Raw genomic sequence first — 21,034 nt, 5'->3', positions numbered from 1 at the left:
GGCTGCGCCGGGGCGCTGATGCAGGGCGTGTTCGGCAACCCGCTGGCCGAACCCGCCGTGATCGGCGTCTCCTCCGGCGGCGCGGTCGGCGCCGTCGCCTGCATCGTGCTCGGCCTGGACGCCCTCGGCAGCTGGACCGTCACCGCCGCCGCGTTCGCCGCCGGACTGCTCACCGTCGGCGTCGTCTACGCCATGTCGCGCAGCGGCGGCCGCACCGAGGTGGTCACCCTGCTGCTCACCGGCGTCGCCGTGAACGCGTTCTGCGGCGCGCTGATCGGCCTGCTGCTGTTCACCGCCGACACCGCCGCGATCAGCCAGGTGACGTTCTGGCAGCTCGGCTCGCTCTCCCAGGCGAGCTGGAGCAAGGTGCTCGCCGTCCTGCCGTTCGCCGCCCTCGGACTCGCCGTGGCCCCCCGCTACGCCCGCCGCCTGGACCTGCTGGCGCTCGGCGAGCGCCCCGCCCGCCACCTCGGCGTGGACGTCGAACGGATGCGGATCGTGCTGATCACCGTGGTCGCGCTGCTCACCGCGGCCGCCGTCGCCGTCAGCGGGATCATCGGGTTCGTCGGCCTGGTCGTCCCGCACCTGCTGCGGATGCTCGCCGGGCCGGGCCACCGGTTCCTGCTGCCGGCCTCCGCCGTGGGCGGCGCCCTCGTGCTGGTCGCCGGTGACCTCGCCGCCCGCACGCTCGCCGCGCCCGCCGAACTCCCGCTCGGCGTCCTCACCGCACTCATCGGCAGCCCGTTCTTCTTCTGGCTGCTGCGCCGCACCCGACGTCGCCAGGGAGGCTGGGCATGACCGAACTGCTCGTCGCCGAGGGGGTCGGCTGCATGCTCGGCGGCCGACCGCTGCTGACGGACGTCCACCTGACGGTGCGCCGGGGCGAGATCCTCGCGCTGCTCGGCCCGAACGGCGCGGGCAAGTCCACGCTGCTGTCGGTGCTGGCCGGCGACCGGCGGCCGACCGGTGGCGAGGTGCGGCTGGACGGCCGTCCGCTCGCCGCGCACCGGCCCGCCGAACTCGCCCGCCTGCGGGCCCTGTTGCCGCAGCACCACGAGGTGTCGTTCCCGTTCGCGGCCGGGGAGGTGGTCCGGATGGGCCGCGCGCCCTGGACGGCCACGCCGGCCGCGGCCGACGACGGACCGGCGGTGGCCGGTGCGATGGCCGCCACCGACTGCGTCCACCTGGCCGCCCGCCCGTTCACCGCGCTCTCCGGCGGCGAGCGGGCCCGGGTCGCGCTGGCCCGGATCCTCGCCCAGGACACCCCGCTGCTGCTGCTCGACGAACCCACCGCCGCCCTCGACCTGCGGCACCAGGAACTCGTGCTGCGGATCGCCCGGGAGCGCGCGGAAGCAGGCCGGGGCGTGATCGTCGTGCTGCACGACCTCACGCTCGCCGCCGCACACGCCGACCGGATCGCCCTGCTGGACGCCGGCCGCACCGTCGCCGTCGGCCCGACCGGCGACGTCCTGGACGCCGCGCTGCTCAGCAAGGTCTACCGGCACCCCGTCGAGGTGCTGGCGCACCCGCGCGGGGGAGCGCCCATCGTGCTGCCCGAGCGCCCCCGCGAAGCAGATTGACGGATCGTCGGCCCGGGAAGATCCACTACTGGGCGACGGCCGACCGGGGGAGATCCGGATCACGACGCGGTCCGGGCGGGTGATCCCGCGTCGGCGGCCCATATGGCCGGGTCCGTCACGGGAACGGCACCAGCAGGAACCGGACCACCCGGAGGCACCGCATGCACCTGACCATGGTTCTGCTGCTCACCCCGCTCGTCCTGGCCGGCGCCGTCAGCGCCACCCGCTCGCCCGCCCGGCGCGGCCGCCACCGCGCCGGGCCGCGCCGTCCGAACCCCTGAGGCGCGCCCAGTACTTGTGTGATCGTCAGATCTCTGAGCTCGGCCGGCCGTCGAGGGCCCGGCGGTCGATCAGGGCGGCCAGACCGTCGAGGATCCGCTCGACGCCGAAGTCGAAGGCGTCGTCACGGCCCTCGCCCGGCTCGGCCATCGCGGAGGCCAGCGCCGGATAGCGCTCCGCATGGGCCGCGACCAGCCCGCCGAGGGCGCGCAGCAACTCGGCCTCCGGCGAACCCTCCCGGGACGTCCGTTGCTGGGCGGCGATCGCCCGGACGTGGCCGACCAGCAGCACGGCCGCGTCCATCCGCTCCGCGCCGCTCAGCCCGTGGCCGTCCAGCGCCGCCACCACCCGCTCCAGCCAGGCCAGTTCGCGCGGGCCGGTGAGCCGCGGGCCGGACAGCGCGTCCAGCACCCACGGGTGCGCGGCGAACAGCTCCGCCATCCGGTGCGCCCAGTCGGCGAGTTGGCTCCGCCACGGGGCGTCGCTCGGCGGCGGGGGCTCGCCGACCGTGTGCTCGACCATCAGGGCGATCAGCTCGGCCTTGCCCGGCACGTACCGGTACAGCGACATCTTGGTGTAGGCCAGCACCCCCGCCACCCGCTGCATGGACACCGCCGCCAGACCCTCGGCGTCCGCGATCCCGATCCCGGCCCGGGCGATCGACTCCAGGCTGAGGGCCGGCTTCGGCCCCCGGGTCGGCCGCGCCGGCGGACCCCACAGCAGCCGCACGGCCGCCTCGTGCTGCTCCGCCTGGTCCGGCTGCTCCTCCACGGGCCCTCCCCGGTGTCGCACCGGACTGCCTTGCGCCCGGCCCAAAACTGCGTCTACCGTACACAGCAGCAAACAGTGTCCGCGAGACACACTTTCTGCTCCGGGCCCGGGGAGGGCCCGTCGAGCTCCGTTGCTTGCGAATTCCGAGGGGGAAACACCGTGCAGATCCTGATCTCCGGCGCCGGCATCGGCGGACCGGCGCTCGCCCACTGGCTCGGCCGGTACGGCCACCGGCCCACCGTGGTCGAACTCGCGCCCGCGCTGCGGCCCGGCGGCCAGGCCGTCGACTTCCGCGGGCCCACCCACCTGACGGTCCTTCGGCGGATGGGCCTGCTGGACGAGCTCCGCACGCTCGACACCGGCGGCAGCCCGATGACCTTCACCGACCGGCACGGCCGCGTCCGGCTCCGGCTGCCCGCCGACTTCGCCGGCGGCGAGATCGAGATCCCGCGCGGCGAGCTCGCCCAACTCCTGTTCCGGCACAGCGAATCCACCACCGAGTACCTGTTCGGCAACACCGTCACCGCGCTCCGGCAGGACGACCGCGGCGTCCGGGTCGCCTTCCGGTACGGCCCGGAACGCCGGTTCGACCTGGTGATCGGCGCGGACGGACTGCACTCCCGGATCCGCGCTCTCGCCTTCGGACCCGAACAGGACTACGTCCGCCACCTCGGCTACTACGCCGCCACCTGGCAGCTCCCGAACCGGCTCGGCCTGCCCGCCGGCAGCACCGGCATCAACACCCCCGGCCGGCTCGCCGCCGCCGGCGCGGACCCGCGCGATCCGGAGCGGGCCGGCGCCTTCCTGCTGTTCGCCTCGCCGCGGCTCGACCACGACCGGCACGACACCGACGCCCTCAAGTCCCTGCTGCAGCAACGTTTCGCCGACCTCGGCCGCCCCGTCCCGCACCTGCTGGAGACCCTGCGCGACGCCGACGACCTCTACCTCGACTCGATCAGCCGCGCCGACGTGCCGAGCTGGTCGAACGGCCGGATCGCGCTGCTCGGCGACGCCGCCTGCGGCGCCACCATCGGCGGCATGGGCACCGGCACCGCGCTGGTCGCCGCGTACGTCCTCGCCACCGAACTCGCCTGCGCCGACGGCGACCACCGCACCGCGTTCGCCCGCTACGAACGGACCGTCCGCCCCTACGCCGAACGCTGCCAGCGCGGCGGCGACCGCACCGGCCCGTTCCTCGCCCCGCGCACCGCCGCCGGCCTGCGAGCCCGCAACGCCCTTCTCAGCAAGGGCTGGATCCTCGACCGGATGCTCCGACTCGGCCAGGACGTCGCCACGATGGAGCTGCCGGAGCCCGTGTGAGCCCTTCGGCGGTGCGGTAATGCGGTTGCCCGCGGTCTCCGGGCTCGTCGAAGATCTTGCGTATGAACCACGTGATACGAGCCACCACTGCCGAGGACTGGCAGGGCGTCAAGGAACTTCGGCTGCACGCGCTGCGCGATCCGGCCGCGAGCATCGCCTTCCTGGACACATACGAGGTCGAGGCCGTCAGGCCGGACGAGTTCTGGCGGGACCGCGCAGCAGGCGGCGGCGAACTGCTCGCCCGGCAGTTCGTCGCCGAGCGGGCCGACGGCGGCCTGGACGGATCGGTGACGGTGCTGGTCGAGCGGGCCGGCCGGGACGTCTTCGGCGGGCAGGCCGACACCGACCAGGCCCACCTGGTCGGCGTGTTCGTCCGCGAGGAGCAGCGCGGCAGCGGTCTGGCCCGCGCCCTGTTCGACGCGGCGATCGCCTTCGCGGACGGGCTCGACGAGCCCCGGATCTCCCGCGTCCGCCTGTACGTGCACCAGGACAACCAGCGCGCGGAGGCCTTCTACCGGAAGGTCGGTTTCATCCGCAGCGGCCAGTCCGTCCCCGTCCCCGGTGACGAGTCGTCCGTGGAGCACGAGCTGGTCCTCGGCCAGCGCGTCTGAGTCTCAACTCATGCCCGCTGCACCGTCGTTGCTGAACGGTGGGCGAAAGCGCTGCGGTAGGCGGCCGGGGTCATGCCGAGGTGGCGGTTCAGGTGCTGGCGGAGGGACTCGCCGGAGCCGAGGCCGCTGCGGTCGGCGACCTGGTCGACGGTCAGCGCGGTGGTCTCCAGCAGCTCGCGCGCCCGCGGGCGGCTGCGGGTCACCGAAGTCCGGGCCGGCCAGTACCTGGGCCGGGGCGCGGTCTCCGCGTTCACCCTGCTCGTCGCCCCCCGGGTCCGGGAGGGCGAGCTGGCCCTCGTCCACGGCAACCCCGACGCGGTGCACGCGTTCTCCTTCGTCGGGGACGTCGCCTCCGCCCTGGTCGCCGTCAGCCGCGACGAGCGGACCTGGGGCCGGGCCTGGAACGCGCCCGTCATCGCCGCCACCGTGCGGGAGGCCGCCGAGGCCCTCGCCGAACTGCACGGCGCACCCGAACCACGGCTGGAGTCGCTCACCGAACGGGACATGACCCTGCTGTCGCTGAACGAGCCGCTGTGGCGGGAGTTCATCGAGACGAGCCACCTGTCCGACCGCCCGGTCCGGGTGGACGACAGCGACATCCGCGACACCTTCGGCCTCAAGCCCTCGACGCTGCGCGAGGCACTGATGGTGTGAAACGAGGCGGCCCCCGGGGGCGGGCGATCCGGCGCGCCCGCCCCGTCGGGGGAGCGAATCCGCACCGCGCCCGTCGTCGCTCGGCCCGGCCGGGAGGGTCGGGACGCGGTGCGGCGACAGCGGGCGATACTTGGTCGACCAATTCGTCGAGAGGCGCCGTCCACATGGCCAAGAACTCCGCCGCACCCCGAGCCGGCGCACCCCGAGCGCTGCTGCAACTGACCGGGGTGAGCCGCTCGTACGGCGACCGGGAAGTGCTCCACCCCGTCGACCTCGAACTGGCCGCCGGCGAGTGCGTGGCACTGCTCGGGCACAACGGATCCGGAAAGTCGACCCTGCTGCGCGTCGCCGCCGGCCGCGACCTGCCGACCACCGGAACCGTGCGCTTCGACGGCCTGGCGATGAACGAGAACGACCCCCGGATACGCGCCCGGGTCGCGGTCGTCGGCGACACCGTCGCCTGCTACCCCGACCTGACCGTGCGCGAGCACCTGCTGCTGGTCGCCGTCGCGCACGGCGTCGCCGACGCCGCCGACTGGGTCGCGCAGGTCCTGGAGAACCGGTCGCTCACCGAACGGGCCGACGCGCTGCCGTCCGCGCTCTCCTCCGGACAGATGCAGGCCCTGCTGCTGGCCTGCGCGCTCGTCCGGCCCCGCGACCTGCTGCTGCTCGACGAGCCCGAGCAGCGCCTCGACCCGGAGGCGCGCCGCCGGCTCGCCGAACTCCTGACGGCGGAGCTCGCCGACGGGGTCGCGGTGCTGCTGGTCACCCACCACACCGACCTCGCCCGGGAGGTCGCCGACCGGGTCGTCGTCCTGGAAGAGGGCCGCGTCGTCCGCCAGGGCGCCCCCGCCGCCGTCCTCGACGCACCGGCGGACGCCCGGTGAGCCGCCAGGCCGTGGCCGAGGCCGAGGACGCGACCGCCGCGGAGTGGACCGAGGACGACGACTGGACCGACGAGGCACTCGCGGTGCTGCGCGCCCTGCGCGCACCGCACCGGCGCAACCGGTTCAAGCAGATCGCGTTCGCGCTCTACTGCACCGTGCTGATCCTGGTGATCTGGGGCGGCATCCCCAGCTTCGGCCTGTTCCTCCACGCGTCCCTGGGCGCCGACTACACCGGGCACGGCCCCGACCTGCTCGCCGCCATGCCCAGCGGCATCGCCGCCGTCGGGCTCGCCACCGTGCTGCTGGCCGTCCGCGACGGACTGTGGCGCGGGCCCGTCGTACCGCCCCGGGCCACCACCGACTGGCTGCTCGCCCACCCCGTCCGCCCGCGCCCGGTGCTGCGGCCGTGGTTCTGGCTCTCCTGCGGACTGGCCGCCTTCCCCGGTCTGGTGATCGCCGTCGGCGGGATGGTCGCACTCGGCCTGACCGTACGCGTCGGCCTGCCCGCCGCCCTCGGCTGGTGCCTGCTCGGCGGGCTCTGCCTGCCCCTGCTGGGCGTCTGCGCCGGGCTGCTGGTGCAGAGCAGCCCGCGGGCCGCCCGCTGGGTGCGCCGGCTGACCCCGTACGCGACCCTGCTGGTCCTGGCGCTCGCGACGCAGAGCGCGCTGGCCGTCGCCGGCCACCCCGTCCGGTGGCTGGAGAAGGTGGAACTGTGGTCGGGCCCGTGGGGCTGGGCCGGACTCGCCGCGCTGGCCCCGACGCCTGCCGCCGTCCCCGGCGGCGCGCTCGCCGCCGCGCTGCTGGTCGTCTCCACCGTCGCCGCGCTGGTGTTCGCCGACCGGGCCGCCGGCGCCCTGGCGCTGCCGCTGCTCCGGGAGCGCGCCCGGACGGCGGCCGGCGTGCTGGCCGCGCTGCGGACGGTCGAACTGCGCGCCGCGAAGCTGACCGTGGCCGGCGCGTCCGGCAACGGCCGCCAGGTCCGGGTCCGGCTGCCCGCGCCCCGGCAGCGTTGGCTGATCCTGTACTGGCGGGACGCGCTCTCGCTGCTCCGCACGCCCGCCCGACTCGGACGCGCCGTCCTGCTGACCGTGCCCGCCGTGCTCTGCGCCGTCCTCGCGCACGACACCGGCGGAGTGGTGTCCTGGGCCGTGACGGTCGTCGCGCTGGCCTTCGACTACCTGGCCGTCGCCCAACTGCTGGAGCCCGCCCGGATCGAGACCGACGACGTGCGCCGCGCGTCCTGGTCCCCGTACCCGTTCGCGAGCCTGATGCTGCGGCACGCGGTGGTGCCCACGGTCCTCGGCCTCGTCCTCGCGGCGGCCGGAACGGCCGCGGCGCTCGCGCTCGGCGGCGGCCCGGCCGCCTGGCTGGCCCTGATCGCCGTCCCGCCGCTGGTCGCGGCCGGCCTGGTGAACGCCTGCCGCGGCGCGGCCCGCCGGGACCTGCTGTACCGCCCCCAGCCGGCCGGCGGCACCGGCCTGGCGTTCTTCGCCGCCTGGTACGCGGCCGGCCCGGCCGTGGCCGTCCCCGTGTTGGCCCTGCCGTTCTCGGCGGCCCTGCGCAGCGGCTCGGCGGGCTCGCTGCCCCAGTCCTCGGCGATCGCCCTGACAGTGGCCCTCGTCCTGCTCCAGTGGGCACAGGGCAGGGCGGGCAAGCTCCCCGCGCAGGCCAGGCCCGGCGCGGTGGGTCAGCTGTAGCTGCCGCAAGGCCGAGCGGCGGCCGCCGCTGCGCAGGTCGACGTGCCCGCACCCCGCGACGGGGGTGCGGGCACCGCTGTTCGGAGGGGCCGGGCGGACCTGCGGCGGAGTACCCTTATTCCATAGAATTGTCGAGAAAGGGGCCGCAGTCATGGCGGACCGGGCCGCGAAGACCGAGCTCTACGAGGCGTTCGCCGCCACCGGCAAAGCCCTCTCCAGCGGCAAGCGGCTCGAACTGCTCGACCTGCTGGCGCAGGGCGAGCGCACCGTCGACGCGCTCGCCAAGGCCGCCGGACTCAACCTCACCACCGCCTCCGCGCACCTCCAGACGCTGAAGCAGACCGGCCTGGTCGCCACCCGCCGCGACGGCGTCCGCATCCACTACCGGCTGGCCGGCGAGGACGTCGCCCAACTCCTCGACCTGCTGCGCCGGGTCGCCGAACGCCACCAGGCCGCCGTCGCCCCCGCCCGCACCGCCTACCTCGGGCCCGAGGCCCCCGACGAGCAGGACGCCGTCCGCCGCGAGGACCTGCTCGCCCGGATCGCCGCCGGCCACGCCGTCGCCCTCGACGTCCGCCCCGTGGAGGAGTACGCCGCCGGGCACATCCCCGGCGCGCTCTCCATCCCGGTCGAGGAACTCGCCGAGCGGATCGGCGAACTCCCCGAGGACGCCGAAGTCGTCGTCTACTGCCGCGGCGCGTACTGCGCCCTCGCCTACGACGCCGTCCGCCTGCTCACCGCGCGCGGGCGCCGGGCGATCCGGCTGGACGACGGAATGCTGGAGTGGCGGCTCGCCGAGCTCCCGGTGGACGCGGGTGCGGGCGCGGCGGCGGCCTGAGGCATCGTCAAGTGCGGTCCCGCAGGCTTCTGGTGACGAAATGTGAAGATCTCATGGATGGATGGTGGGTCTTCGCGGATCAGGGGCGGTGCGGGCGGTGGGGTGCTTCGGGCGGCGGAACGGCGGGACCGATCAAGGCGGACCGGGTTCGATCGTGCGATCGAGGCAGGTGCGGGCCACCGAGCGCGCGGTGGAGGAGTGGTGACAAGCTTTTGCACGGTCGGTAGCGGGCATGGCTTGGCAATGATTCCGGTCCTATGATGCAGGGACGAAAATCGGGCCCGCCGGCGTCAGCACCGACCCGGGGGTCCTGAACTCACGTGGCCGACAGTGCGAGCGGCCCCAGCAGTGCGAGTCGGGGGCGGGCATGTCGCAGCAGATCGTGGTCGATTCGGGGAGCCTCCGGACCGAAGGCAGGAACATGTCCGCCGTCGGGCAGGACTTCCTCTCCGCCCTCCAGTCCCTCTCCGGCCGACTCGAATCCCTCGAACAGGGCGACACGCCCCCCTGGGGCGACGACGACCTCGGCGAGAAGTTCGGCATCGTCTACGAGGGCCTGCGCGACGGCATGAAGGAGTCGATGGACTCCCTCGGCACCCGGATCGGCGAGATCGGCGACAAGCTGCAGAGCATGGCCGACAGCCACGAGGCGAACGAGAGCCGCACCGAGGGCGACATCCACACCCTGGAAGCCCGCGAGGGCGAAGTCGGCGGCCAGATCCGGGCGCTGTACCGGCCGCGGGGCTACTGACCAACCCCCTTTCACGGGTACGGCGTGCGGCACCGAAGTCGCGTCCGCCTGCCCGCCCGTCCGTTTCGTTCCGTTGGCTCGTGTCGTTCGTTCTCGTGAGGCGCAGGGGGTTTTGGCGAAGTGTCGCTGATGTTGCCGGACAGTGTCGAGTGGGTCCTGGAGATGCTGGGCTTCGACTGGCCGACCGCGGACGAGGACAAGTTGCGGGAGTCGGCGCAGGTCTGGCGGGATTTCGCGGACCAGGTGGACGAGTTGCACTACCGGGGTGTGAGTGCGGCGAACGGTGTGCTGTCGAGCAACTCGGGTGACAGCGTGGATGCGTTCCGTGCGACCTGGGGGAAGTTCTCGGGCGGGGGTTCGGACGGGTATCTGGCGGATGCGGCGATGGCGGCGCGGTTGATCGCCGGGGCGTTCGAGGCCGCGGCGGTGATCGTGGTCACGTGCAAGGTGGCGGTGATCGCCCAGTTGGTGGCGTTGGCGGTGGAGTTGATCGCTGCTCAGGCTGCTGCGCCGTTCACGTTGGGTCTGTCGGAGTTGGGTGCGGCGGGGGCGACGGCGGCGACGAAGATGATCGTGCGGCGTCTGTTGAAGGAGCTTCGGCAGGCGTTGATGGAAGCGATCATGGAGACCTTGAAGGAGCCGGCGGTGTCGGCGATTCAGGGGATGATCAGTGATCTGATCGCGCAGACGGTGAATCAGAACTTCGGTGCGCAGAGTGGTTATGACCTGGGGCGGACGGCGAAGCGTGGCGCGGAGGACTTCACGGACGCGGTGAAGAACTCGGGTCAGACGTTCACCGAGTCGTTCCGTGACGGCCTGGGTTCGCGTGCCGGCGGGCATGTGCGGAGCGGCATCGACCATGCTGCCGGGCACGGGGACTCGTCGTCGGGTGGGCACGAGGGGGCGGGCTCCGGGAACGACCGCTCCGGGAACGACCACTCCGGGAGTGAGCGGTCCGGGAGTGAGCGGTCCGCGACGGGCGGGGGAGGGGACTCGTCGGGGTCCGGTGGCAGTGCCGGTGGTGGTGGGTCGGTGCCGTCGGGCGGGCACACGAACTCGTCCTCCGGGGGCGGGAGTTCGTCGAACGGCGGACCTTCGCAGCACGGTGCGGGGGCCGGCGGTCCTTCGCTGAGCTCGTCCGGCTCGGGGGACTCGCACGCCGGTGGATCCCCGGAGCACGGGTCGAACGGCGGGAACCAGCAGAGCGCCCCGGCACGTCCGCCGCGAGCCGACAGCGGCCCGGCGCTCGATCCGTTCGGCACCCGCGTCGGCACCGACCACCAGCCGCCGGCCCACGACGCGACCGCGGGCGCGTCCGCCACGTCGCACGACGGTGCGGCGCGGACGGGCGCGGACGGTGTGAACTCGCCGAGCCAGGGCGGGCATTCGGGTGCGGGGACGTCGTTGCCGCAGCCGTCGTCGCCGCATGACGGTGCGTCGCGGACGGGTGCGGACGGGGTGGGGTCGGCCGGGGCCGATGGTGGTCGTCCGGCCGGGCATGATGGCGCGCCGCATCGGGCGGAGCCGGATGGCGGTCGTCCGGCTGGGCACGATGGTGCGCCGCATCGTGCGGAGCCCGATGGTGGTCGTCCGGCCGGGCACGATGGCCAGCCGCATCGGGCAGAGCCGGATGGCGGGCGTCCCGCTGGGCATGATGGCGCGCCGCATCGGGCGGAGCCGGATGGCGGGCGGCCTGCCGGGCACGAGGGGGCGGGGCGTGGGCCTGAGCATCATGGGGCCGCGCGCGATGGTTCGTCGCAGACGGGCACGGATGGTGTGCCGCATCGGGCGGAGCCTGATGGTGGGCGGCCGGTTGGGCATGATGGTTCGTCGCATCGGCCGGATGCCGATTCGGGTCGTCCGGCCGGGCACGAGGGTGCGGGGACGCCGTCGTCGCACGATGGTGCGTCGCAGACCGGTGCCGACGGCGGGCGTCCGAGTGGGCCGGACGGTCCGTCGCGTGGGCCCGAGCACAAGTACCAGCTGTCGTACGACGAGCATGCGCTGAACGGCGACGTGGTCAAGGACTCCAACGGTGTCAAGGTCGTCACCGACCAGATGAGCGCCCCGTACGTGAGCCCCGCCGCCACCGACTTCAACGACTCCACCAGCAAGCCGGGCTTCACCGTGCACCCGCCGGGCGTCGGCGACAGCTTCGGGCCCGATCCGGTGCGTGGAGGTGACTCGCCGTCGGGTCCGTCGCACGGGGCCGATCCGGGTCGCCCGCACGACGTTCCCGGGCCGCAGCACGCCGGGATCGCGGCGAACGAGCCCGGGCCGTCGGGCGGAGCGCCGGGGTCGCAGCACGAGGGTTCCGGCGGCGCCGACACGCGGCCGCCGGTCGGCGCTCCTGTCACGGCCGGAGGTACGCCCCCGTTCCGGGGCGGCGACCAGCGGAACGGCGACTCGGACTCCACGCACACCAGCCAGGTACCGCCGCGCCTGGACGTGGCCGGTCTCGGCGCCACTGCCACGGCACCACCGCCGCACGCCGGTTCCGACCAGCGGCCGGGCGCCGGCGCCATTCCGACGACCGGCCCCGACGGGACCGGTCCCGTGGGCGGGGCCGGTGTTGCGGGCGGCGGTGTGCCGATGGGCGGTGGCGCGATGCCGACAGGCGGCACCCCGTCCGGTTCGGGCGCGAGTCGGCCGACGTCCGGGCCGAGCGTCACCCCGACGGTGCCCGGCCAGAGCCAGGGGCCCGCCCGCCAGGGCCAACAGCCCAGCGGCAACTCCACGTTCACGCCGCGCCCGGCTGCCGACCGCCCCGACCCGCGAGCGGCCTTCGGCCAGTACTCGGGCACGGACACAGCCCGCCCCGCCGCGAGCCGCCCCGACGGTGGACGCCCTGATGCGGGCCGTCAGGACGGGGGTCGGCCGGGGCCGGTGCGTCCCGATTCGGCGCGCCCTGATTCGGGTCGGCCCGATGGTGCGCGGTCGGATGCCGGGCGCGTTGATGCGAGTCGTTCCGACAGTGCCCGTCCCGATTCGGCGCGTCCTGATGGCGCGCGGTCGGACGGCGGTCGGCCGGATTCAACTCGCCCGGATGGTGGCCGTCCTGACGTGGCGCGTCCCGATGGTGGACGCCCGGACGCGGGCCGTTCCGATGCTGCGCGTCCTGACGCGGCCCGGCCGGACAACACACGTCCCGATACAGCGCGGCCGGAAACGGGCCGGCCGGACGCCGGTCGTCCCGACTCTGCACGTCCCGATGCGGCGCGGCCGGACGGCAGTCGGCCGGACTCAACTCACCCTGACGGCAGCCGCCCCGACGCGGCGCGTCCTGACGGCGACCACCCCGACGCAGGCCGTCCCGAAGCCGATCGGCCGAACACCGCACGCCCTGAGGCGGACCACCGTCCCGACGCGGACCACCGTCCCGACGCCGACCACCGCCCCGACGCGGACAGTTCGCACCCCGACGCCCCGTCACACCCCGACGCCACGTCGGACGGCCACTCCTCGCGGCCGGACGGTCTCGCCGGCAGTCGGCCGTACGACACGCCCGGTGGGTTGGAGCGGCCGGATCCGCAGCATCAGGTGGATCTGGAGAGTCGGGTGCCGCGGAATCCGGACGGGACGCCGCAGCGGCATCCGGATCCGAAGGGGGACTGGCCGGGGGCCGTCAACGGGGACGGGCACCGGGCGCCGGGGCGGGACAACAACTGCCTCGACGTGGCACTGTCGACGGCGGACACGTACAGCGGGAATCCGACGGCGGCCGCGCCGCGCCGTGATGGCGGGCCGGAGGGCGAGCGGGGCGGTCGGGACCGGGCGGAGAGTCAGCTCGGGGCGCCGTTCCGGGACATGGGCAACGGGGATCCGGCGTTCCGTCGGATCGAGGACCGGTTGCGCCAGGACGGGCACGGTTCGCAGGCGGTGATCATCACGCAGGACGCCGACGGGCGGGCCCACGCGTGGAACGTCGTCAACCACAACGGCAGGATCACCTACCTGGACAACCAGACCGGCCAGCGCAGCGACAAGCCGCTGCACGACGGTGACCACGGCGTGTTCGCGATCACCCTGGACCCGGACCGCCGGCCGACGAACGATCACGGCGGACCCGAGAACGGCACCGGCGATCACAGCGGGGCCGACCGGCGGCCCGAGGACCCGGCGGGCAAGAACAAGGCCGAGGACGACCCAGAGGGCGGCGCGGCCAAGAAGAAGGCGAAGCACGACGGGGACGGGAACGCAGCGGCAGGCCCGTCGCACGACAGCTCTCACGACGGCTCGCCCGACAACACGCCCAAGACCGACAAGCAGGTCGTCGACGAGCGCCGCGCGAACGACCCCGACCACCCGATCCACGAGGCGGACCGTACGGAGGAGCACCTCGGTCCGAAGGAGGGGACGAAGGACGAGATCTACGGCGTCAAGCCGGACGACGCCCAGCAGGCGCTGCGGCAGAGCAACGACGTCCGGCAGCTCGACATGGATCACGTCTACGACCGGCTGAACGACTGGGCGACCAGCGGCGACCTCGGCAGCGTGCTGGACAACAGCAAGGCGGGGAACCCGAAGACGTTCAACCGGAAGGACCTGGAGGACGCGCTGCCCGGGTTCAAGGAGATGAGCCCGGGCGAGCAGGGCGCGGCGGTCGCGGCGATGGGCCGGATGAGCGACGAGTTCCACAAGAACCACGGCGTGGGCGCCAGCCCCGAGGCGATGTCGTACCCGTACAACGCCGACCCGCGGGTGCCGGGCACCGCTCCGGGCGAGGCGGACCAAGCGAGTCGCGGCGGCGTCGACCACTCGACGTCCAAGGGCGAGGCGGGGCTGAAGCAGTCGCAGGACTACCAGGACGTCCGCAAGGAGATCAAGGAGGCGTTCGGGAAGCGCAGCATCCAGGGCGCGGTCGCCCAGGCCGGGCACCGGCCGGACCTCACCGGGCGCAACTACGCGGTGATCGAGGTGTACGACCCCAAGACGAAGCAGGTCAGCTTCGTGGTGGACAGCTCGGTGCCGCCCAGCACCCCGCGGGCCGGGATCACGCCGCTGCACTCCGAGACGCACCTCGGCGGCTGGATGGACCACCTGAAGGCGACCCGGGACCAGAAGGACCAGCCGGAGGTGCTCAGCCTCTACACGGAGCGCGAGCCGTGCGGCATCGGCAAGGGTCACGCGGACTGCTCCGGCTATCTGTCACGCGATCAGACCGGGGTGCCGGTCTACTATGCGACCGGGTACCGCACGGATCCGAATGCCGGCGCCACCCTTTCTGCCGGCCAGCTGACGGCCAAGCAGAAGATGGACCGGGACTTCGGCGACCATGTGGCAGAGGTGGGCCGGGCCTGGATGGAGATGGAGAAGAAGCGCCAATCCTCCTGAGTGCCTCGTCACCGCAGCGACGAGCGAACATGAGCCAGTGAGCAAGGGAGTGGCCGGATGACCGGGCGCGACGAGACGGCGGTGGCGGCGGCGATCGCCACTGCCACCGAACGACTGCAGGGCGGCAGCCGGGGCCGGCTCCACGTGACCGGCCCGGCCGGCAGCGGGAAGAGCGCGGTGCTCGCGGGGATCGCCGAGGCGTTCCCGGCGGCGATCGCGATCGACGCCGCCGGGCGCAGCGCCGACTCCGTGGTGCAGGAACTGTCCGACCGCACCGGCGCGTTGCGGCGTCGCGGCTTCGGCACCCTGGACGACCTGGAGCGGGCGCTGCGCCGCGATCGGACGGCCCGCACCGTGCTGCTCGCCAACACCCAGCAGGCGGGTTCGCTGGCCTGCGGCGGCGAGGCCGTGCGACTGCGGGCCGTGGTCGGCGCGCTCACCACGGCCGCCCAGGAGGGCAGGCTGCAGCTGGTCGTCGAACAGCCCGAGCCCCCCGCGCCGCTCGACGCCGAGCCCACCGCGTACTGGCTGGAGGTGCTCCGGCTGTCCGGCGGCACGGGCCACGACGAGCTGACGGCGCTGACCGCCGCCGTCCCGCCGCAGAGCCTGGCTGCTCTGCGGGCGCTGGCCAACGCCCAGCTGCGCCGGGTGCCGGTGGCCGCGTGGGCCGAACTGTGCCGGGCCGCCGACGTGCCGGTGACCGAGGCCGATCTGCTGGCCCTCCCCGCCGAGCCGCTGGTGCGGGAGGCGGACGGCACGGTCGGGTTCGACCGCCCCGCCCTGGTCGAGGAGTTGCAGTACGCGCCGGTCGAGGCCGCCGCGTTCCACGCCCGGATGACCGAGCACCTGTCGGCCGCCGACCTGACCGCCCCGTGGGCCGCCCGTTCGCTGCCCGGCCACGCCGCCGCGTCCGGACGCTTCGACGACCTGCTCGACGATCCGCGGGCCCTGGCGCACGTCCCGCAGGACGCCCTGACCGAGGCGCTGCGCACCGCGTACGCCGACGGCGCCTTCCGGTACGGCACTCCAGCCGCCGCGCTGCGTTACCTCGTCGGCTACGGCCTGGCCGGCGCGCCGCACGGCGAGTGGGTCGCCCGGCTCGCCCACGACGCCCACACCCGCGGCCGGTTCGACCGCGCCGAGGCGCTCGCCGCGGCCTGCCCCGAGCCGCTGACGTTCCGCACCGTGTGGTCCCGGTGGAGCCCCATCGGCGCGTTCACCCCCCGCACCGGGCCCTGGCACACCGAGGAGATCGACCGGGTGTACGCCGCCGAACTCCGGGGCGCGCCCGTCGTGGTCACCGAGGACGAGGAGGAGAACGGCTGGGTCCGGGACGCCGCGACCGGCGAGCTGATCGGCCCGGCGGACAGCGGACTCGGGCCCGGCAGCGCCACCCTGACGGTCCGTCCGGGCATCGGCTACGCCACCGTCCTGGACGGCCCCGACGGCGCGCCGCTCGGACTGTTCCACCACCCGGACGCGGAGACCGCCGGCGCGGTCGGCGACCTGCTGGTGCTGGCCGGCGTGCGCGGTGCCTACGCCGTCCGACCGGACGTCGAGCTGCTGCGCGACGCGCCCGCACACCGCCTGGTCCCGCTGGTCGGCTCGTTCGGCCGCCAACTGCCCCGCCCGTACGACCCCGTAGCGACCCCCGACCTGCGACAGCTGCTCGAACAGGCCTTCGGCGTCGAGGGGTTGCACCCGATCGACCCCGTCCCCGACGGCATCACCGACGGCCCGACCCGCGAACTGCTCGCCACCGTCGGCCTGCCCGCCGTCGACAGCCCCACCGGCTACTGGCTCACCCCCGGAGCGCAGCTCCCCGTCCGCCCCTGGCCGGACGGCGTCGAACAGCTCGGCACCGGCCCGTACCACCTGCTCGGCGGCTGGCTCGGCGCCGACCTGGTACTGGACGGCAGCGACGGCCGGGTGCTGCGCATGATGCCCGCACACTGGCCCGACACCGCTCGCCCCCGCGAGCCGCTGATCGGCACCACGCTGGAACGCTTCCTCACCATGATCGCCGTCCAGGCCCAGTACCTGACGGCCTACTGGCCCCGCGAGGCGGACAGCAACGACCTGCTCTCCGAACTCCGCACCCGCCTCGCCGGAATCGACCCCGACGCCGCCGCCACCGACAGCTGGCAGCACGTCCTCGAACCCGACACCTGGGCCTGACCCTCCCCGACGCCCCGCCCCCCGACCGGAGAGATCGACGTGACCGACACGACCGCCGCCCACCAGCCCCATCCGTACCTCGGCGGCCGGGCGGCAGCGCTGCGCACCCTGGCGGCCTGGCGGGCCGGCACGGCCGACGCGCCGCGCACGGTGCTGATCACCGGCGACAGCGGCAGCGGCCGAACCCGGCTGCTCACCGCGTTCCTGATGCTCAGCGACCCCGCCCACCGCGCCCGCATCGACACCACCGCCCTCGACCCGGCCACCGTCCCGCCCGCCGACCTGCCCGCACCCCCCGTCCTCGACGCCACCGGCCTGACGGCCGTCCAACTGCGCTGGCTGCTCGCCGACACCTTCGCCCCCGGCGCCGACCGGTCCGAACACCTGCCCGCCGTGCTCGCCGGACTCGGCACCCCCCAGCAGCCGCAGACCGTGGTCGTCGCCGACATCGACCGGGCCGGCCTGCTGGCCGGCACCGACGAGGCCGCCAGAATCACCACCGAGGTGCTGCTGCCGCTCGCCCTCAACCCCGGCATCCGCCTGCTCGCCGACCTGCCCCGCACCGAGGCCGACCGGCTCGCCAAGGACGTCCCCGCCGGTCAGCTGCGGATCCTCGACCTCGACCAGGACCCGTGGCGCGACCCCGACGCCCTGCTCCGGCAGGCCGAACTCGCCGTCCCCGACCCCACCGTGGCCCGCCAGCTCGCCGCCGTCGCCGACAGCCCGCTGGTGGTCCGGCTGGCCGGCTGGTCCGTCCAGGCCCACCCCGCCGGCCCGCTGCCGCTGCCCCGCAGCGCCGGCGACGCCCTCGACCTGCACGCCGAACGCTGCGGCAACGACGAACTGACGCTGCGCCGACTGCTCGCCCCGCTCGCCCTGGCCGGCCCCGGCGAACCCCTGCCATTCGACCTGTGGGGCCCCGTCGCCTCCGCCGTCGCCGGCAAGGACCTCGGCCCCGCCCTCGCCGCCGGCCGCGACCTGCTGCTGCCGTTCTTCGACCTCGCCAGCACCGCCGCCGGGACGCCCGGCGCGCGCATCGTGCACCCCGCCGTCGCCGACGAGATCCGCGAACGCCTCGGCCGCACCGCCCGCGAAGTCCACCGCCGGATCGCCACCGCGCTGCTCGCGACCGTCCCCGGCGGCCACCCCCGACGGTGGGCCGCCGCCGCCCCCTACGTCCGCGAACAACTCGCCGGACACGCCCTGCACGGCGGCCTGCTCGACCAACTCCTCACCGACCCCGGCTTCCTGCTGCACGCCGAACAGCACCGACTGCGCGCCGCCGTCGACCGGCTCGCCGCCGACCCGACCGCCGACCTGCCGCCGCTCGGCCGGACCTGGCTGCGCCTCGCCCCGCTGTTCACCCGCCAGGAACTCGACGTCGAACTGCGCGCCGCCCTGCTCGACCACGCCGCCTGCCAGGACGGCCTGCCGAGCCTCGACACCACCGGCCTGGACGTGCCCTGGCACACCCTGTGGGCCCGACCGCTCACCGGCGTCGACGCCGTCACCGCCGCCGTCCGCCCCGACGGCAGCCACCTGCTGGTCGCCCACCACCCGGGCCGGGAACCGGAGTTGACGGCCTACGACGCCCGCACCGGCGAGGCCGACCACACCGACCCCGGACAACTCGCCCGCCCCGACGGCGAGCAGCGCGCCGCCGGCGCCCTCGCGCTCAGCATCGGCAGCGACTACGTCCGGCTCTGGCAGCGCGACGCCGACGGCGCCGTCACCGGGCCGATCGCCGCGTTCCTGTCCGCCGCACCGCTGGCCGGCGCCGACCTCACCCCCGACGGACTGCTGCTGATCGCCGACGCGCACGGCGTCTCCGTGCTGCGACCTGCGGTGCTCTCCGCCGAGGTGGCGGCGCATCCGGTCGGACCGTGACCGTCGACCGTCCATTAATGTGAACACCGACCAACCGGCGCCGAAGGAGAACGACCGCGTGACGACCCGTGAGCAGGCCATCGAGGCGGCCCACCAGTGGATCAACGGCGCCCGGCCCGAGGACCAGTGGCACCGGATCGGGGTGCACGAGTTCGACCTCGGCTGGGTGCTGTGGCCGATCCCCGACGCCGAACCCGACCGGCCCGTCGGCGAACGCCGGGCCCCCGCCGAGATCGGCACCGCCTGCGCCGTCGTCGACCGGGAGACCGGCGAACTCACCCACTGGCCCTCGGTGCCCGTCGACGAGGTCGTCCAGCTCTACCGCGACAAGCTCGGCGCGGGCAGCCACGACCCGTCCCGCCCGCCGGCGGTCGGCCCCGGCACCTCCGTGGTCCTCACCTACCGGGACGCCGCCGGCGAACAGCAGAGCCTGTTCCAGCTCTCCGCCCCCGGCGCCGGCCACCCCGAGGTCCGCGCCTGGCGCACCCTCCAGCAGCAGGGCGTCCGCCCCGAGGACGTGCTGTCCGTCTACACCGACCTGCGGCCCTGCGAACTGCCCGGCGGCTACTGCGCGTCCATGCTGCTCGCCGAACTCCCCACCGCCACCTTCGACTACGGCCACGCCTACGGCCCGCGCTACGACCGCCGGGCCGCCGCCGTCCGCGCGCTCACCGACGCCACCGAGGACACCTTCCGCCGGGCCGGCCGCCCCGTCCCGCCCAGGCCCAACCGGATCCCGTTCCCGCGCGCCGTGCCCGCGGCGGCCGCCGAGAGCGACCACGATCTCGGCGCCCGGCTCGACGCGCAGTTCGGCGCCGACCGGATCCACCGCCACCAGGGCCCCGCCCCCGCCGCGCTGCCCGCCGCCACCGCGGCCACCCTCGCCGAGGCCGGACTGCCCGCCGACGTCCCCTCGTTCTTCCACCACCTGCCCGGCCTGCCCACCGTCGTCGACCACCTGACCGCGACCGGCCGCGGCGCCCGCGTCCCCGACCGGACCCGCGGCCTGCTCGCCGACTACCTGCTGCTCGGCGACGACGGCCACGCGCTGATCGCCGTCCAGTGCGGCGACGGCGGCACCGGCACCGGAGCGGGCATCGGCCGGATCTGGGCCGTCGACCCCGACACCGGCACCGGCCGCTACCTCAACACCGACCTCCCCGCCTACCTGCGCTCCCTCGCCCTGCTCGCCACCCGCCACCCCGCCCTGCACGGCCTCGACCCCCAGACCGCCGGTCTCGCCGTCGACGCCTTCCAGCACGACCTGGCCGCCCTCGACCCCACCGTCTTCAGCGACCCGGAGAACTGGTGGGCCGTCATCGTCGAACAGCTCTGGGACGGCCTGCTCTGACACCTCGTCAGTCCCCGGCACTGCCCTCCACCGCCGGGGACGACGCAGCCGGCAGATCTCGGGCAGCCATCCGGAACGGAAACCGATGGGCCGATGATTTGCTCCGTCGACATACTCAGGGTGACTGTCCTGTCGCTGAAGGAGATGCGCCCGTGGAGGATCCGGAGTTCATCGTGCTGGTGGCCGAGTCTGAGAGGGCGTTCGATACCGATTTAGGCTGCCGCAGGCGGTTTCGGGCGGAGGTATTGCCCGGTTCTGTCCGGGCTGGCGGTCAGGCGGTTGGTCATCGAGTTGACCATGGCCCAGTGGATCATCGAGCGTGACCGGTCCGGCAGCTCCTCGTAGTCGCGGTGGAGCCGCCGGTACCGGGCCATGATCCCGAAGGTCTGCTCGACGCGCCAGCGGATCGGCTGCACGACGAAGCCTTTCTGTTCCTTGTCGCGGGCGACGACCTCGACGTCGATGTCCAGAGCGGCGCCGTGCCTGACGACGGCGTTGTTGTACCCGGCGTCGACCCAGGCCTTGGTCACGCTCGGCCACCGGTCGGAAAGGACGTCGAGGACCTGCTTCCCGCCGGCGGAGTCCTGGACGCCCGCGGCGGTGACGATCAACACCAGCAGCAGGCCGAGGGTGTCGGTGGCGATGTGTCGCTTGCGGCCCTTGACCTTCTTCCCGCCGTCGAATCCCTGCGAGTCGGCGGGGGCGTTGGGCGAGGCCTTCACGGACTGGGCGTCGATGATCGCCGCGGTCGGCAGGATCCGGCGGCCCTTCTTCGCCCGAAGCTGGTCGCGGAGCGTGTCGTGGATCTGCTCGGTGGTCCCGTCGCGTTCCCACTCCTTGAAGTAGCCGTAGACGGTGGTGTGGGGCGGGAAGTCGTGCGGCAGGTACCGCCAGGC

General features: G+C 74.3%; 16 protein-coding genes. 13 read left to right on the top strand and 3 right to left on the bottom strand.

From position 1 onward, the window contains the following. Both IEZ12_RS18180 and IEZ12_RS18175 read left to right on the top strand, forming a co-directional pair. On the top strand, positions 1-798 hold a 798-nt coding region (locus IEZ12_RS18180; RefSeq protein ID WP_229847653.1), incomplete at its 5' end, for a FecCD family ABC transporter permease. Further along, the gene (locus IEZ12_RS18175) at positions 795-1,580 is read left to right on the top strand and encodes a heme ABC transporter ATP-binding protein (RefSeq protein ID WP_189272931.1); all 786 of its coding nucleotides are present in this window, start codon (positions 795-797) and stop codon (positions 1,578-1,580) included. The genes IEZ12_RS18180 and IEZ12_RS18175, both read left to right, overlap by 4 nt. A 306-nt stretch (positions 1,581-1,886) precedes the next feature. Here IEZ12_RS18175 and IEZ12_RS18170 read toward each other — a convergent pair whose 3' ends face one another. Next, entirely contained in the window at positions 1,887-2,630 is a 744-nt protein-coding gene (locus IEZ12_RS18170; protein ID WP_229847652.1) for a TetR/AcrR family transcriptional regulator, read from the bottom strand. Positions 2,631-2,789: 159 nt separating this feature from the next. Between IEZ12_RS18170 and IEZ12_RS18165 the strand changes: the two genes are divergently transcribed. Together IEZ12_RS18165 and IEZ12_RS18160 are read left to right on the top strand one after the other, a co-directional pair. Beyond that, positions 2,790-3,950, top strand: a complete 1,161-nt coding sequence (locus tag IEZ12_RS18165; protein ID WP_189272930.1) for an FAD-dependent monooxygenase — start codon at positions 2,790-2,792, stop codon at positions 3,948-3,950. A gap of 62 nt (positions 3,951-4,012) precedes the next feature. Then, positions 4,013-4,561 (top strand): GNAT family N-acetyltransferase, encoded by a 549-nt coding sequence (locus IEZ12_RS18160; protein ID WP_189272929.1) that lies wholly within the window; start codon positions 4,013-4,015, stop codon positions 4,559-4,561. Positions 4,562-4,569: 8 nt separating this feature from the next. Here IEZ12_RS18160 and IEZ12_RS18155 read toward each other — a convergent pair whose 3' ends face one another. Next, entirely contained in the window at positions 4,570-4,764 is a 195-nt protein-coding gene (locus IEZ12_RS18155) for a helix-turn-helix domain-containing protein (RefSeq protein ID WP_373295491.1), read from the bottom strand. Between IEZ12_RS18155 and IEZ12_RS18150 the strand changes: the two genes are divergently transcribed. The 9 genes from IEZ12_RS18150 to IEZ12_RS18110 all read left to right on the top strand — a co-directional run bounded on the left by IEZ12_RS18150 (position 4,721) and on the right by IEZ12_RS18110 (position 20,138). Next, complete coding sequence (locus IEZ12_RS18150) at positions 4,721-5,215, top strand: Rossmann-fold NAD(P)-binding domain-containing protein (protein WP_189272928.1); 495 nt, start codon at positions 4,721-4,723, stop codon at positions 5,213-5,215. The two genes, IEZ12_RS18155 and IEZ12_RS18150, sit on opposite strands and share 44 nt — an antisense overlap. A 164-nt stretch (positions 5,216-5,379) precedes the next feature. Further along, the gene (locus IEZ12_RS18145; RefSeq protein WP_189272927.1) at positions 5,380-6,102 is read left to right on the top strand and encodes an ABC transporter ATP-binding protein; all 723 of its coding nucleotides are present in this window, start codon (positions 5,380-5,382) and stop codon (positions 6,100-6,102) included. Then, entirely contained in the window at positions 6,099-7,799 is a 1,701-nt protein-coding gene (locus IEZ12_RS18140) for a hypothetical protein (protein ID WP_229847651.1), read from the top strand. Before IEZ12_RS18145 ends, IEZ12_RS18140 begins: the two co-directional genes overlap by 4 nt. A gap of 151 nt (positions 7,800-7,950) precedes the next feature. Then, entirely contained in the window at positions 7,951-8,637 is a 687-nt protein-coding gene (locus tag IEZ12_RS40085; protein ID WP_189272926.1) for an ArsR/SmtB family transcription factor, read from the top strand. A gap of 421 nt (positions 8,638-9,058) precedes the next feature. Further along, positions 9,059-9,388, top strand: a complete 330-nt coding sequence (locus IEZ12_RS18130; RefSeq protein WP_229847650.1) for a hypothetical protein — start codon at positions 9,059-9,061, stop codon at positions 9,386-9,388. A gap of 129 nt (positions 9,389-9,517) precedes the next feature. Next, positions 9,518-14,722, top strand: coding sequence for a toxin glutamine deamidase domain-containing protein (locus IEZ12_RS18125; protein WP_229847681.1), 5,205 nt, complete (start codon positions 9,518-9,520; stop codon positions 14,720-14,722). Between the two features lie 57 nt (positions 14,723-14,779). Further along, complete coding sequence (locus IEZ12_RS18120; RefSeq protein WP_189272923.1) at positions 14,780-16,900, top strand: SUKH-4 family immunity protein; 2,121 nt, start codon at positions 14,780-14,782, stop codon at positions 16,898-16,900. Positions 16,901-16,939: 39 nt separating this feature from the next. Then, positions 16,940-18,787 (top strand): ATP-binding protein, encoded by a 1,848-nt coding sequence (locus tag IEZ12_RS18115; RefSeq protein WP_189272922.1) that lies wholly within the window; start codon positions 16,940-16,942, stop codon positions 18,785-18,787. A 58-nt stretch (positions 18,788-18,845) separates the two neighbouring features. Next, positions 18,846-20,138 carry an SUKH-4 family immunity protein gene (locus IEZ12_RS18110; RefSeq protein ID WP_189272921.1) on the top strand — a complete coding sequence of 431 codons (1,293 nt, stop codon included), beginning with the start codon at positions 18,846-18,848 and terminating at the stop codon, positions 20,136-20,138. A gap of 212 nt (positions 20,139-20,350) precedes the next feature. Here IEZ12_RS18110 and IEZ12_RS18105 read toward each other — a convergent pair. Next, positions 20,351-21,034, bottom strand: a 684-nt coding sequence (locus IEZ12_RS18105; RefSeq protein ID WP_189272920.1) for an IS5 family transposase, incomplete at its 5' end; no start/stop codon positions are given.

It is taken from the genome of Kitasatospora griseola (assembly GCF_014648555.1).
Taxonomy (GTDB): domain Bacteria; phylum Actinomycetota; class Actinomycetes; order Streptomycetales; family Streptomycetaceae; genus Kitasatospora; species Kitasatospora griseola.
Note: the sequence above shows the minus strand (reverse complement) of the source record. Positions and strands in the feature narration are given on the sequence as shown.